Annotated in this window: 12 protein-coding genes; 6 read left to right on the top strand and 6 right to left on the bottom strand. The window is 56.2% G+C overall.

The features are described 5' to 3' along the window. Window positions 1-20 precede the first annotated feature (20 nt). From ACF8AM_RS14230 to ACF8AM_RS14255, 6 genes are all read left to right on the top strand, one after another. Entirely contained in the window at window positions 21-2090 is a 2070-nt protein-coding gene (locus ACF8AM_RS14230; protein WP_392556280.1) for a VWA domain-containing protein, read from the top strand. A 47-nt stretch (window positions 2091-2137) separates the two neighbouring features. Then, window positions 2138-4987 carry a BatD family protein gene (locus ACF8AM_RS14235; RefSeq protein ID WP_392556269.1) on the top strand — a complete coding sequence of 950 codons (2850 nt, stop codon included), beginning with the start codon at window positions 2138-2140 and terminating at the stop codon, window positions 4985-4987. 256 nt (window positions 4988-5243) lie between these two features. Then, window positions 5244-5549: a hypothetical protein gene (locus ACF8AM_RS14240; protein WP_392556270.1), complete on the top strand. Its 306-nt coding sequence runs from the start codon at window positions 5244-5246 to the stop codon at window positions 5547-5549. Between the two features lie 195 nt (window positions 5550-5744). Then, window positions 5745-6476 (top strand): hypothetical protein, encoded by a 732-nt coding sequence (locus ACF8AM_RS14245; RefSeq protein WP_392556271.1) that lies wholly within the window; start codon window positions 5745-5747, stop codon window positions 6474-6476. A gap of 134 nt (window positions 6477-6610) precedes the next feature. Further along, complete coding sequence (locus ACF8AM_RS14250; protein WP_392556272.1) at window positions 6611-7702, top strand: DUF1349 domain-containing protein; 1092 nt, start codon at window positions 6611-6613, stop codon at window positions 7700-7702. 328 nt (window positions 7703-8030) lie between these two features. Continuing rightward, window positions 8031-8624 carry a pentapeptide repeat-containing protein gene (locus ACF8AM_RS14255; protein ID WP_392556273.1) on the top strand — a complete coding sequence of 198 codons (594 nt, stop codon included), beginning with the start codon at window positions 8031-8033 and terminating at the stop codon, window positions 8622-8624. 7 nt (window positions 8625-8631) lie between these two features. Here ACF8AM_RS14255 and ACF8AM_RS14260 read toward each other — a convergent pair whose 3' ends face one another. From ACF8AM_RS14260 to aroH, 6 genes are read right to left on the bottom strand one after another with little or no spacing between them, the layout of a single operon-like run. Then, entirely contained in the window at window positions 8632-9549 is a 918-nt protein-coding gene (locus ACF8AM_RS14260; protein ID WP_392556274.1) for a dihydroorotate dehydrogenase, read from the bottom strand. A gap of 6 nt (window positions 9550-9555) precedes the next feature. Then, window positions 9556-10212 carry a phosphopantothenoylcysteine decarboxylase gene (locus ACF8AM_RS14265; RefSeq protein WP_392556275.1) on the bottom strand — a complete coding sequence of 219 codons (657 nt, stop codon included), beginning with the start codon at window positions 10210-10212 and terminating at the stop codon, window positions 9556-9558. Then, a complete protein-coding gene (locus ACF8AM_RS14270) occupies window positions 10209-10649 on the bottom strand; it encodes a TerB family tellurite resistance protein (protein ID WP_392556276.1) in 441 nt (146 codons plus the stop codon). Before ACF8AM_RS14270 ends, ACF8AM_RS14265 begins: the two co-directional genes overlap by 4 nt. Beyond that, window positions 10646-12451: a sigma 54-interacting transcriptional regulator gene (locus ACF8AM_RS14275; RefSeq protein ID WP_392556277.1), complete on the bottom strand. Its 1806-nt coding sequence runs from the start codon at window positions 12449-12451 to the stop codon at window positions 10646-10648. Before ACF8AM_RS14275 ends, ACF8AM_RS14270 begins: the two co-directional genes overlap by 4 nt. 4 nt (window positions 12452-12455) lie before the next feature. Continuing rightward, window positions 12456-13439 (bottom strand): hypothetical protein, encoded by a 984-nt coding sequence (locus ACF8AM_RS14280; protein WP_392556278.1) that lies wholly within the window; start codon window positions 13437-13439, stop codon window positions 12456-12458. A gap of 4 nt (window positions 13440-13443) precedes the next feature. After that, entirely contained in the window at window positions 13444-13869 is a 426-nt protein-coding gene (gene aroH, locus ACF8AM_RS14285) for a chorismate mutase (protein WP_392556279.1), read from the bottom strand. Window positions 13870-14209: the final 340 nt, after the last annotated feature.

Below are 14209 nucleotides of genomic sequence, written 5' to 3' on the forward strand. Positions count from 1 at the left end.
ACCCAGAAGCACTTGCGTGGTTGATTGTCGTGCTCGGCGTCGCATTGGTGATGGCCTACGCTGGCATCATGCGGCGGATCGCTTGGCGGCGGTTCATGGGGACGAGTCTGGCAGGTTCATCGATCCATCCAGCGAAGTGGAACCGGCCATTGCGCGCGGTCTGCGTGTTCGGTTCGTTGGCGATGCTTGTGGTTGCGATGTCCGATTTGCGTTGGGGCAAGGCTTGGGAAGAAATTCCCCAACGCGGCATCGAAGCGGTGTTCGTGCTGGATGTCTCACGCAGCATGCTGGCCGAAGATGTTTCGCCGAACCGGTTGGAAAGAGCGAAGCAGCAGATCAAAGACATGGTCGATGAGATGCCAGGCGACCGAGTGGGGTTGGTCGTGTTTGCTGGCGAGACTCGGCAAACGCTGCCGTTGACTCGCCATGTGGAGGATTTCAAACAGACGTTGGAATCCGTTGGCATGCACTCCGTGCGTCGTGGCGGTTCGCGTTTGGGGGACGCCATTCGAGTCGCCTCGGACGCGTTCTTGGATAAAACCACCGACCACAAAGCGATGGTGATTTTGACCGATGGCGAGGATCAGGAAAGCGATCCGGTGGCGGAAGCGAAGCGGGCCTACGAAGAGCAGGGCATTCGCATTTTCACGATCGGGTTGGGGGACATGACCGAAGGCTCGCGGATTCCTGATGTGGATCCGGAGTTGCCGAACCGGCAGAGCGGTCGCTATGTGAAGCACAAAGGGCAAACGGTGATTTCGAAAATGAACGGAGCCATTTTGAAGGAGGTCGCCACGCAATCCGATGGGGCTTACATCCCCGCGGGCACCAAGCGTGTCGATATGTCCGATGTCGTTCATGGGTATATCGAGAACGTGGATGAGACGGATTTGCAAACGGCAAAGATCAACACTTACATCCCTCGTTTTCAGTGGTTCTTGATTCCTGCCATGGTGTTGTTTGGATTGGATGTGTTGCTTCGCGGGTGGCCCTCGACGCGGTCGCTGCTCGGTTCGCGAAAAGCGGTGACTGGGATGTTCGCTGTTCTGCTTGGGACGCTGAGCGGGGTGGGGCCGGTTCATGCTCAGGATGGCTCGATGTCTCCGGTTGAAGGGACATCGGTGGTCGATCGAGCGGGTCGCGAGCAATTCAACGAAGGTGTGTCGCTGTACGAAACCGGGGAACTCGCCGCAGCGGAGGAACACTTCGTCGAAACGGCGACTTCCGCCGACACGATGTTGGCGCTGCGGGCTCGATACAACCTCGGCAATTGTCAGTACACGCGTGCCATCGCGGGACTGCAAACGGAACCGGCCGGTGCGAAAGAATCGTTGCTCGCGGCGATCGAAAGCTTTAGATCGGCGATCCAGGTGGCGCGGTCGGATGCGGATGGCAATGGGGCAAGCAGTGAATCAACTCGTGACGTGGTTCGGCGGGCTCGTACCAATTTAGAACTGGCACTTCGGCTGAAGCAGGAAATGGATCAACAGCAGGAGGACCAATCCTCGCAGTCCGAAGACCAATCTTCGGAAAATGAATCCAAGCCTTCGGAAGATGATTCCTCTGAAGAACAGCAGGATCAAAACGGAGAAGACCAATCGGCCTCGGGGGACCAGAACGAAAGCGAATCCGAGAACGATGGTGGCGAATCGCAGGGGGATGATTCGCAGTCTTCTTCTGACGGTGAACAGCAGGATGGCGAATCACAGGACGGTGAGGAAGGTTTGGAAGAGGGGGCACCGCAAGACGGTTCGGATCAACAAGAGGGTTCGGACCAGCCAAATCAGTCGAGCCAGCCCAATCGTTCAGATCCATCAGACGGTTCGGATGAAGAGGAACAGGCTGCGGATGAGTCCAATGACGGCGCCGCTCCGGAGGGGCAGTTGCAATCTCAGTCAGAAGACTCGGACGAGACGCACGGCGAAGATGGGCAGGCGGGGGCAATGGCTCAGCAGGCGATGCCGCAATCGATGACACGCGAGGAGGCATTGAAAATGCTGCAGGCCGTTCGTGACCGTGACATGTTGCGGCGATTCGGAAAAGAACAGCGAGAACGATCACGTCAGATTCCAGTGGAAAGAGATTGGTGAGGTCGATCATGCCATCCAAGACAACGACGAATTCGAAGGGGAGTTTGATGAATCTAAAATCCCCGTTGCTGGTCGCATTGGTTTTCTGCGGGGTGTTTGTCTGCGCAGGCGTGTCTCAGGCGGCCAATGTTTCTGCAAAGCTGTCGTCCAAGGAGGCTTATGTCGGGGCCCCGTTGACATTGCAGGTTCGGATTGAAAATGCGGAGAAGTATGAACTTCCGGAGTTGCCGCAGATTGATGGCGTGGAGATCGTTCGCGAAGGTGTGCCTCAACAAAGCCGGCAGGTCACCGTTATCAACGGGCAGATGATCCAAAAGCAGAGCGTGACGTTTCTGTACCGGGTGACGCCGAAGGTAGCGGGTTCGTTCGAGATCCCATCCATGGGGATTCGAGCGGATGGGGACGTGTTTCAAACGGAACCCATGACGTTCGTGGCAACGGTGAGCGATACCGGTGACTTGTTGTTTGTTGAAATCGAAGGTGGCAAGTCACATGTGTATGTCGGCGAGCCGATTCCATTGACGTTGAAGATTTGGCTTCGCCCTTACCGCCTCGTCGAGCAGGAAGCGACACTCTCTGAAGGCGATATGTGGTCGATGATTTCTTCCCAAACGGAATGGGGGGAATTCAACAAGGCGATGGAAGAAATGGCAGCGAGAAATCAACGCCCCGGAGGCCGATCGGTTCTGCGAGAGGATCAAAGTGGTGAATCACGTGAGTACTACTTGTATGAGATCGACGCGGAGATCTATCCCAAGAAGCCGGGGGAAGTGGACGCTGGCGGTGTTGAAGTTGTCGTCAACTATCCCACTGAAATTGGGCCGGTTGCCCGGCGAGATCCGTTTGGCATGGGCTCTCGTTTCTCACAAATGTTTGACGATGACTTCTTTCGCTCTCCGTTTGGACGAGAGCGACTTGCGGTTTTGAAGTCGCGGCCGATCCGAGCCAAGGCTGAGACTGATTCGATCGAAGTTCGCCCCATTCCAAGCGAAGGACGCCCTGCTGGGTACAACGGCGCGGTCGGCAAGTACACGATTGTCACTCAGGCCACACCGCAGTCGGTCGAAGCGGGCGACCCGGTCAAACTCAAGATTGGCATCACCGGCGATGGCCCCATGGATTTGGTGCGATGTCCTCAGTTGTCGACGCTGCCAGAATTGACGGCTGATTTCAAAGTCTCTGACCAACCGTTGCCTGGGTTTGTTCAAGACAACATGAAGGTGTTCGCTCCAACGATTCGGCCTAAGCACGAGGGAGTGAAAGAGATTCCGCCAATCGAGTTTCATTTCTTCAACCCGGAAACGGAATCGTTCGAAGTTGTCCGAAGCAAACCGATTCCGCTGCAAGTGCGAGCGTCGGAAACGCTCCAGTTGAATTCCATCGTTTCCAATGGTGATCGTTCCGTTGATCAAGACTCCTTGAACGGGGCAGGGCAGGGCGGTCAGGATGCGAAGGATTCCTGGACGGCTTCGCTCTGGGAAATTCACACGTCCTCGGATCCTCTTGAGAATGTTCCGGTCCGGAAATCTCTTTCGAGTTGGTGGTTGCTGACCGTGTGGCCGGGGTTGGTTTGGCTTGGTTTGGTTGTTTGGCAGAGTCGCGGCCGCTGGATGACTTGGTTGCCTGAGTGGAAGTCACCCGCGCAAAAAGCCGTGCTCGCAATGCAACAAGCGGACGACGAGTTCGCGATTGGGCAGGCCATGGCGATGTATTTGCACCGACAGTTTGGAAGCGATGAAGAATCCTCGAGTTGGTTGTCTGGGGTCGGTGGAGTAAGGGCAGCGGGCGGGTATGGATTGGCCGCGGAAGTGGAATCTTTCTTGGATCGTTGCCAACGGGAAGAGCCCGCCATCCCTTCGGAGTCGACAACCTCAATGGAGGAAGTGCGTTCTCGCGGTGTGGCATTGATTGAGCAATTGGAAAGCTTTCGGCAGCAAGAGCGACCTTCGCGAAAGTTCCAGGCGAAACCCATATCTGCATTGCAGTCACACAGTGTCGCGAGGATCTTGGCGTGGGTGCTAGCGGGAGCGTCCTTCGTGTTGGCGGGCAATGTCTTGGCAAGCGAAGCGGTGGAAGGCATGGCACTGGATCAGCCATCCATGGCGGTGTTGTTCCAAGAGGCCAACCAGGCCTACGAACGCGGGATGCAGAGGCTCGAACAGTCTGAATCCGATGCCGCACCGAAGAAGGACTCGGCTGGCAACGTTGATTCGGGGCAGGCGGCTGCCAAGGAGGAATTTTCACTGGCGGCCACTCGCTATCAAACGCTGGTTGATGCCGGAGTGGAGAACCCGCAGTTGTATGCGAACTTGGGCAACGCTTGTCTGCAGTCCGGCCAAATCGGAAGAGCGATGGTGGCTTATGAACGAGCGCTGAAGTGGGATCCGGAAAACGATTCCATTCGCACCCGTTTGTGGTTGGCTCGTGATCAAGCCAACGAGTCAACGGATCTTGCATTGTCATGGAAGCGGCAAGCACAGCGAGCGATTGCCCCGGTGTTGTTCCGTCATTGGGGTTCGAGTCATCTGCGGTGGAGCATCGTTGTTTTCGCGTCGGTCTTCTGGGCCATTTTGATCTTGCTTCGGCTCCGAACATTGGCACCCGAAACACGTCGCATGGCACGTTCGGCCGCGTCTTTTTTCGCTGTGGTGGCTGTGTTCGGCGGCGTCATGTGGTGGCTAGCAACCTCCGGGGGGTCGACTGAATCCACCGGTTACGTTGTCGTCGATCAGGTCACCGTTCGGACCGGTGATGCGGAGTCCTTCCCAGTTCTCGTGGAGTGGAGCGAGGCGGGTGGTCGGGCCGTCGAGATCGCTCAATCACGAGGCGATTGGATCCTCATTCGCACACCGTCCGCGACAGGTTGGGTTCCTGCGGACACCGTCGAAAGCGCGTGAGTGGATTGTGGTCCGGGGACAGTCCAAGAGGCATCAATGGCTCGTCCTTTTTGACTTGAGAGAAGTGGCGTTTCTTCATCGCGAGCCCTGGGATTGAGCTGGACACTTGGGCTGCTCAAGCGTTTGCAAGCCACGCCACAAAACTCTCATGTACAGCTTGCTCGTTTAACGGGGGGGATGCCGCAAGAGGATGTTGCAGGTGCAATGACTGACGTTGTCCGTGAGAGAAGTGGGGAAAGGGAATGACGTCCTCTCAATGCCGTTGGTGATCAGTGATCCGGTCCGCCCGGAAAACCTGACGGTTTCCATGAGTGATTCCATGTCAAGCGTCCTGGCGACGATCAAGTCGTCAGAGGACAACAATTTCGAACTTGAGTTTGTGGTCCCATCAGGAACCGTTCCCGATGAAGGAATTGGCGGTGCCTTCTTCGTCACGGACGCTGTTACCAAACAAAAGGTAAACGGCTACATCAATATCGTGAGGATGCGGCAGTGCAGGTTGTGCCGCATGCGATTCAGTTTGTTCGCGACGGAGAAGGGTTCGCAAGGGCAAGTGCGATGATCCTTTTCTCAGATCGCTCGGGCGAGAGTCACAATCTAGCAATTGTCGATGCCGCAATTGGCGATTGGCCAGTCGAGTTGTCAACGAAATCAATCGGCAAACATGCGGCGAGAATTTCGCTCAAGTTTCCCGAGGAGAAATTGGCAGACAACGCTGAAACGGAACGGACAATCAATTGGGTGATCCGTTCGGATCGTGGTTTGCAATGATTTGTTGTTCGACGTGGTGGATGACGACGGGAACCAGGTCAGTGATCTCAAAACGGAGCTACATTGGTTGCACGACGGCGATCAGGTCACGTCAGTTGGCGAGAACGGAATCAAGAGTTTTCGTGTTCATGACCCCGAGGCTTTCTCTTTGCGAAACGGTGTCCCACGTTTTGAAACACTTGGCGTTTTTACGTTCCCTGACACTTTGAATATCAAAGGGGCGGAGTTGCAGTTCTGGAAGTCATTGCGGATCCCAAGTGTCGTGAAACGCACGGAGTCAGGAGCGAAGCAGACGAAGGTGGTTGTCAACATTCCGTCCGTGAACGGTGAGTCCACCGATTTCACCTGGATGTTTGACAATTCAACTCAAATGCCGTCTAGCCGCTCCGCAATCCTTCACATGCAAAATGGGGAGGACTTGAGAAAGGTGGCGTCGAAATTTCGATGGATTGAGAAAGAGGGCATTTGGCTGCCTAGCTATGTGAGCCGCGCTGAAGTGACTTCGTCGAGCTACGAGCAAGGGGATCCGCTTCACCTCATGCAATACACCGATTGCTGGATCACTTGGTTTGCGGTGGAGACTGAGAAGCCGCTTTCTGAGACGCCGTTTTTCGATCCTGAAAAGTTGTCGACGATGGAGCAATTGAAGCAGTTCCTCGATCCCGTGAAATCGATGGCGGACTCGGAGGAGCCTGGGTTGCAAGACACATCGAACTGATGCTCATCCGTGCCAGTGAGGTGCTTCGGCCCTCTCCGTGATCGCGTCCTGATTTCACACGGCGAACAACGCCAAGGGTGGGTTCGGTACACTGAAGGAAATGATTTTGTTTCCATGTAGGCGGGGTGGGCCGAATGTCGTCCGAGCGTTTTCGTTTTGGTGTCGCTGTTGTTGTCGCTCTGGCTTTGAATTTGGGGGCCGCGAGTGCTCGTTTGTTCGCTGAAGAGCCCAAGGCGTTGTTCATCGATGAATTCGATGGTGAAGCGAGAGCCGAGTGGAATCCGGTTCGGCCTGATCTGGATCTTGTGTCGTTCGATAGCCATCCAGGCAAGCTCACGTTGACCACTCAGCTTGGTGCGATCGGTGGCGATGTTCGGAGACGTCGCACTCCGCTGACGAAGAACCTTTTCTTGATTGCCAATCCGACTCAAGGTGACGGCGATTTTGTTGTCACGACTTGCGTGGAATCATTTCATCCGACGATGAGGTACCAGCAAGCAGGATTGTTGATCTACGACGATGACGACAACTATCTCAAGTTCGATTTGGAATCGAATGGCAGCGAGCCCGGATTCAAACACATGCGAGAGAAGGACACTTTTCGCTTGGTCGACACGGATCCGAAGATCAAACGCGAGGATCGCATTTGGTTCCGTTTGATCAAACGCGGGAATGTCTACGAGCGAGCCTACAGCACAGACGGCAAAGAGTTTGAGGTTTTGGGCGAAGCGGTGTGGGGCGACGGCAGCCCGCAGCAGGTGGGGCTGGTTGCGTGCAACGGACCCATGGAAGCCAATCAGATTGAAGCCCAATTTGACTTCTTTCGCATTCATGAACTGACTGCCGAGGAACGTCAGGACCCTGGCTACCAACAACGTCAGAAGCTCGCGGGTGCGTGGGAAGTGGTGAGCACAGAAGCAAGTGGGAAGAAGCTTGCCGAGAGTCCAATCACCGAGTTCAACTTTGATGGCGGCAACGTTTCATTTGTGATTCAGGGTCAGCTCACGGAGGTGGACTACTTGCTGAACGTCGATTCCGAACCGAAAGGTTTCACAATGTCTTCTTTGACGGTGGGGGCCAAAGAACCGGTCAATGGCAACTATTCGATTGACGATGATCAACTGATCCTGTGCCTGTCACTACCACCAGGCACCCCCGCACCGAACAAGCTGGAAACGCTCGAGAATGACGGTCACATCTTGTTGACCCTCCAACGCTCCCGCTAAAAAGGTTTTAGTAGCGTTTTGTTGGGGCCGAGTTGGCAAAGCCTCGGTTTTGCCGCAACCGATGTCAGCACGATCGGATTCTGTGTAGGTCCGTGCATCTCGAACATATGAGGTTTATCTCATTGTCCGGTTCTCGCGAAAAATGCAGCTTTAGCTGCATTGTCCAAAAGCTAGCCGGCACCTTTTGAGTACATGAAGTTATCTCTAGGATGCTGGGGAGCTGCGCTGTTGGTAGCGTGCGTGCCGTATTCCTTAGAAAAAACTTCATTGCATGAACACCGAACGTCGCTCACTTTTCGACAAGTTGTCTAGTGCTCGTTTGACCTCTATGCCTGCCAATGAATTGCAACCGGATCAGTCCTACCATTCAATTGTGCTGCAGGACGCAGAACTAGGGCAGTCTCGAGTTGCAGATCTCGTTGTCGAACATTCGCTATTTGAGAAAGTGAATCTTGCGAGTGGAACATGGACCGCAGCGGATTTCACCGAAGTGCTGTTCAATCATTGCACGTTGTCGAACCTGGATTGTTCCGCGGCGAGATTGACTGATACCGATTTTCTACGGGCTCGTGCTACGGGGCTGAACTTTTCCGATGCGAAACTTCGGAACGTTCTATTCAGCGGCTGCAAAATCGATCTTTCGATTTTTCAAGACGCCCAGCTCACCCATTGCCGGTTTGAAGACTGCGATTTGCGTGAAGCAGACTTTCAGCGTGCGACACTGAAGCAAGTCGTGTTCCGTGATTGCGACCTTCGTGGCATTCGGTTGGGAGGAGCAACGCTGGCCGATCTGGACCTGCGGGGGGCACAGATTGCAGGAATCCAAGTCGATGCCAATGAACTGCGTGGCACCAAGGTCGATGCCCACCAAATCTCCGATTTCGCACCTCTGTTGGGCGTCGTCATCGAGCCAATTGACTGAAAAGGTTTTACGAGAGAGTGCCGATGACTTCAGAAACGCTGTTGGCGTTGAGTTCCTGGAGGGCGGCAGGGAGTTGGTCGATCAGCCGCATGGAGACCGTGGGGTCGTAGTAGTTGGCGGTGCCAATTTGCACGGCGGAGGCGCCGGTGACAAGGAACTGCATCACGTCGTCGTTGTTGGCGACGCCACCGATTCCGATGATCGGGATGTCGACGGCTTGGCGGACTTGATGCACGCATCGCAAGGCGATCGGCTTGATCGCGGGGCCGCTGAGTCCGCCCATGCCGTTGCCAAGGATCGGACGACGTTTCTTCCAGTCCACCGCCATGCCGAGGACCGTGTTGATCAAGCAAACCGCGTCAGCGCCTCCGTCTGCTGCACCTTGAGCGATGTCAGCAATGCGAGTCACATTGGGTGTGAGCTTGGCCAGGATTGGCACGTCGCAGGCATTGCGTGCGGACGCGACGACTTCGCGGCAGGATTCGGCGTTGGTGCCGAAGTCAATTCCGCCGCTGACATTGGGGCAGGACAGATTCAATTCAATCGCTGACACGCCATCGCACTGGCCGACACGGCGAGCAAGTTCGGTGAAGTCCTCGACCGTTCGGCCGGCGACGCTGACGATGATGGGCGTTCCGAGACCAGCCAAGTAGGGCTGGTGGTGTTCGAGGAAGGCGTCCACGCCATCGTTGTCCAGCCCAATCGCGTTGAGCAAACCGGCCGAGGTTTCGACGGTTCTCCAGGGTGCGTTGCCGATGCGTGGTTCGGCGGTGATGGTTTTGGGCAGGATGCCGCCGAGACGAGTTAGGTCAACGATGCCTTCCATCTCGCGAGCGTACCCAAACGTTCCGGATGCCACCAGGATTGGATTGGGAAGTGTCAGGCGACCGAGTTTCGTTTGCAGATCAGGTTGCGTGGTGGTCATGAGGAATCAGGAAGAAAGCAGGCGGTGATGAATTTGGTGAAGGAGTCGCTGAGCGACATGTTCTTTGGTGCCGCGAATGTGTTCGATCACGTCGCCGGACGGATCCAACAGTTCGACTTGATTTTCGCTGGAGTTGATTGCTTCGGGACCGTTGCTGACCATCAGATCGCAGTGTTTGCGTTCCAGTTTGACGGTGGCGCGAAAGCGGCGATCATCGGTTTCGAGTGCGAATCCGACGACCCATTGGTCATCCCGTTTGCTTTGGCCGAGGGTGGCGATCACGTCGGGCGTTTCGATCAATTCCAATTGAAGCGGTTCGCCGGTCTTGGACAGTTTTTGAGTCGAGACATGTCGAGGCATGTAGTCGCATGGTGCCGCCGCACCGATGGCACCGTCGCAGTCTTTGAAAACCTCGCCGGCGGCCTGCAGCATTTCTTGCGTGGTCAGCACGTTGATCAGTTCGACACCGTCGGGATAGTCCACCGAGACCGGGCCGGAAACCATCACAACATCATGTCCGAGTGCTAACGCGGCACCGGCGAGTGCGGCGCCCATTCGGCCGCTCGATGCGTTGGTGAGATAGCGAACCGGGTCGAGGTACTGCCGAGTCGGTCCGGACGTGATCAAGATGCGACGACGGGGAGAAGTGGAGGCATCTGTCACGGAGAGCGGCCCAGTTCGAGCTGAACGGATTGAATTAAGTTTTGCAGTCGTTGTCCGGTCAGCCCCATCTTGGCGGCCGCCAAAGCGAACAGTCGTTTCTCAGCTTCGACGAATTGCCCGTCGGCGGCCATCATGCGAATCAAATCCTTCAGTGTGGATTCGCACTCTTGGGGCTCGGTGGGCAGTTGCAGTTTGGCACTGTCGCTGATGCCAAAGGCCAAGGCTGCTTCGAGTTCCGATTCATGCAGGCCGAGTTCTTCACAACGCGTGGCGACCAAGTGGACTTCGCGATGGCTGAGCGATCCGTCGGCAAACGCCATCACGACCAAATTGTGCAGGTGTTGTTTGCGTTGAGCAGAAATCCGCTCATGATCGGACACCACTTCTTCGGCAGTTTTCGATTTTTTAGGGTCTTGGGAGGGCGATGGTTCGCTCATCGTTCGATCTCGTATTCCGTGATCTTGCGGTAAGCGGTCGCGCGGCTGATGCCGAGCAATTTAGCCGCTTCGGGGACACTGCCATCGCAACGATTGAGTGCCTTTTCGATCAAGCGTTTTTCCCAAACATCGATTCGCAGGGTATCGATCTGAGTCAGCCCCGCGTCGCGAAGGCCAAGGTCGTCCTCTTGGATCATGGGTTCGTCGGCCATCACGACAGCGCTGTCGATGACGTTGCGCAGTTGGCGGACGTTGCCCGGCCAAGCGTAGCTTCGCATTCGCTGTCTCGCCGCATCGCCGAGTGACAACTTGGGGCGACCATGTTGTCGAAGGAAGTGATCCAGGAAGTGATCGATCAAAATGTCGATGTCTTCGCCGCGTTCACGAAGGGGCGGCACGACGAGTTCGAACACGCTGAGTCGATAGTAAAGGTCTTCGCGAAAACGGCCGTCGCGGACGAACTCGGTGAGGTCTCGGTTGGTGGCCGCGATCACGCGAACGTCGACGCTGACTTGTTTGGTCGCCCCAACCGGGAGGAACGGGTGACCTTCCAAAATCCGCAACAGTTTGGCTTGTCCTTCGAGGCTCAACTCGCCGATTTCGTCCAAGAACAACGTGCCTTGGTTGGCCTGTTGAAACAAACCGTCATGGTCGTTGTCGGCGCCTGTGAAGGACCCTTTTTTGTGACCGAACAATTGACTTTCCAGCAGGTCGCGAGGTATCGCGGCGCAGTTGACTGTCAGCATGGGGCGATCGGTCCGAGTCGATGATCGATGAACCGCGCGAGCAACCAGTTCTTTGCCGGAGCCACTTTCACCGCGAACCAGCACGGAACCATTGGCGGCGCCGACGCGGGCAATTCTTTCTTTGAGCCGCAACATGGATTTGCTGTCGCCGATCAATTCGCCTTGATCAGCGTTGCGATCGGCGATGCGTTGGTTTTCCAGCCGCAGGTTTTCCGTCAGGGTTGACTGGGCGATTCCTTTTGTCAGCAAGCTGCCGGCGCCCATGGTCAAGTCGAACAAGCGTTCGTCGTAAGCGGCGCCACTGCGATGCAGGACCAACACACCCAAAGAGGCCTCGCCATCGAGGATGGGGACCATCATGCAGGCGTCGGAGCCAGATTTTTCGTTGTCCTCGGGATGGTCGCTGACGTAGGGTTTTCGTTCGTTGCTGACGTGACGCAGACGCCCGCGATCCAGTTTGATGGGTTGTGATTCCTTGGGGAATTGCCGGCGGATCTTCCAGCGTCCATCGCCCTGGTCAGCCACCAGTGTCACTGTTTCGGACGCCGTGCGATCAAGTAACAATTCCAGTGTTGTGTTGATAACGTCGTCCGCCTTTTTCCCGCCCAACAAGGAAAGGCTGAGCTGGTAGAGATCCAGTAGATCGTCCGGGTGATCGACCAATTGGCCGGGTTCTCGAACGCGATCAGGTTGCCGGGTTCGATAGGACTCGAGTTCTTCGTAGACGGTTTGTGACAGCGCGTCGTCGTTCAGTGAGTCTTCGTCCAGATTGATCATCTGCATGACCGTCTTGCCAATGACGACTTGGGTGTCATTGCTCAGCCGGGCGGTGCTGACCTTTTTTCCGTTGACGAGTGTCCCGTTGCGGCTCTCTGTGTCACGAAGTTGCCAGGTATGATCTTCGTAGTAAACGACCGCATGAAATCGACTGCTGTTGGGATCGGTCAACATGATTTCGCAACCCGCAGCGCGCCCGATGTGCATGGGGCGTTCCGGATCCAAAGGGAATTGAGTTCCCTTTTCGTTGCCGTCTTGGATGGCGAGGTAAGCGACCATCAGTTCAAGCCGTGTGAAAGTTGGTGGATGGATCGGAAGAGTTGCTTGCGGACAATGCGGCAGCCAGTTGTTTCAAAGCAATGGGCGTCGGTTGATTGTTCAGCCCGACCTCGTTCCACCAGTGTTCGACCACAGGGGCCTTGGAAGACGGAAGTTCGGGATGCCACATCGACAACGCCTTGGTCAGTGGGAAATGGTTGCCGGGAATCATGCCGGCATCGTTGGCTTTTGCGAGGATCAATGGCACGATCGCGGTTGCCCAAGGCAGTTCCGATGATCCGCCGCCGTCGCCCGTGGCGGTGTCGTTGCTCGATCGTGTTCCGCTGCTGCTGTTGTGCGTTCGAGTGTGCGAGCTGATCGCCATGCAGGTGAGTTGGTAAACCAATCGCAACCACTCCGGGACGTCTGGATCCATGTCGGTCAAAACCGCTTCGATCCACACGCTGGCTTGTTGCGTGCTGGCACCTGCCGCACCGTTGGCGATCGGTTGCACGGCATGAACGCTGACTCGCGAGGGCCACCAATCCGTCGGCGGACTGCCGTTCCAAATGGCTTTGCCGACCGAGCGAACCAGTCCCGGGCCGTAGGACTCGTAGGCTTGTTTGAGAGGCGCGTATCGCAAGCGAAGTTGGTCGGCCAATCGAGGTGAACGCGTCGCGATGGCTCGCCGGCAGGTTTCCAAGCTGCGATGGATCGCGATCGCGATCTGGTCGGATTGTAGGTCGGAGTGGCCCGCCCGAATCAAGGCGATCTCGCAGAGGGCTGGCGATAGATCCACATCGCTGTCTTGGGCGATGATTTCATCGATCAGGTATTCCCAGATCACCGGCGGATCGATCGACGCGTTGATCAATCGAGTCGAGACGGACTGAACCGCGGGCTGGATCGCTTTTTGCAGCGACGCGTCTTTCAGTTCGCGTTGTCGACTGACCCACTGGACCATTCGCAAGAGGCTGAGGGTGGTGGAGGGGATCCACTGCAATTTCACGGTGTCAGTCCTCTTTGAGGTGTTCCGCGATCCATCGCTCCAATTCCTCAACGTCGACGGCGGGAACCTGCGAAAGGTCCGGTCGCAGCTTCACCGCATCACGAATGTAAACGTGCTGAATCTCGGACTGAGACTTCGTCGTGTTCCAGTGAAGCAGCACGCGAATGCAACGTGGCAGGGAGCCTTCCACGGAGACTTCGTAGCCGCACAACAATGGAACTTCGAGCCACCCGAGTTGACGAGCGGCGAGGGCAGGGAACTCGCTGTGCAAATCCTTGGTGACCGTGAACGTTGCGCTGGCCAAGTCGGCGGAGTCGATTTCGTTGCGGCGGATCATCAGCGCCAGCAACTGAGTGGTTGCTTTGAGAATCTCTTCGCGGTCATCCTGCTCGACGGTGGTGGCCCCGCGAACTCCCCGGCACATGGTCATTTCGTTGCAAATCCTGTTTTGAGACGAGCCTCTTCGTTCTGGTTACCATAGTCGCAATCTCAATTTGCGACTACTGGGGATCTTGTGCTTTCGGATGACGTGCGATCGTCGCGGAGCGGCCTGCAAGAGTTTCACGCAAGAAATGCGAGGTCCAGGCAACGTGTAGCCGACGGAGGCCCTCCGTCGGCTTGCTCGCCATCAATCGCGGCCAGAGTTGGGGCTTTGCTGCGGGAAACGAGAGGGTGAGTCTTTGCAGGGGTGGTGCGTTGCAGGGGTGTTTTGCCGACTGAGAGGCCTCAGTCGGCTACGGTCCTGGGGCGGGATTGGGGCAGGCAACGTG

The organism is Rhodopirellula sp. JB055 (genome assembly GCF_043100905.1).
GTDB lineage: Bacteria > Planctomycetota > Planctomycetia > Pirellulales > Pirellulaceae > Rhodopirellula.

Coding starts and splice junctions, on each gene's coding strand:
- ACF8AM_RS14235 (WP_392556269.1), top strand. CDS start 2,138: ATGAATCTAAAATCCCCGTTGCTGGTCGCATTGGTTTTCTGCGGGGTG.
- ACF8AM_RS14240 (WP_392556270.1), top strand. CDS start 5,244: ATGCCGTTGGTGATCAGTGATCCGGTCCGCCCGGAAAACCTGACGGTT.
- ACF8AM_RS14250 (WP_392556272.1), top strand. CDS start 6,611: ATGTCGTCCGAGCGTTTTCGTTTTGGTGTCGCTGTTGTTGTCGCTCTG.
- ACF8AM_RS14255 (WP_392556273.1), top strand. CDS start 8,031: ATGCCTGCCAATGAATTGCAACCGGATCAGTCCTACCATTCAATTGTG.
- ACF8AM_RS14260 (WP_392556274.1), bottom strand. CDS start 9,549: ATGACCACCACGCAACCTGATCTGCAAACGAAACTCGGTCGCCTGACA.
- ACF8AM_RS14270 (WP_392556276.1), bottom strand. CDS start 10,649: ATGAGCGAACCATCGCCCTCCCAAGACCCTAAAAAATCGAAAACTGCC.
- ACF8AM_RS14275 (WP_392556277.1), bottom strand. CDS start 12,451: ATGGTCGCTTACCTCGCCATCCAAGACGGCAACGAAAAGGGAACTCAA.
- aroH (WP_392556279.1), bottom strand. CDS start 13,869: ATGACCATGTGCCGGGGAGTTCGCGGGGCCACCACCGTCGAGCAGGAT.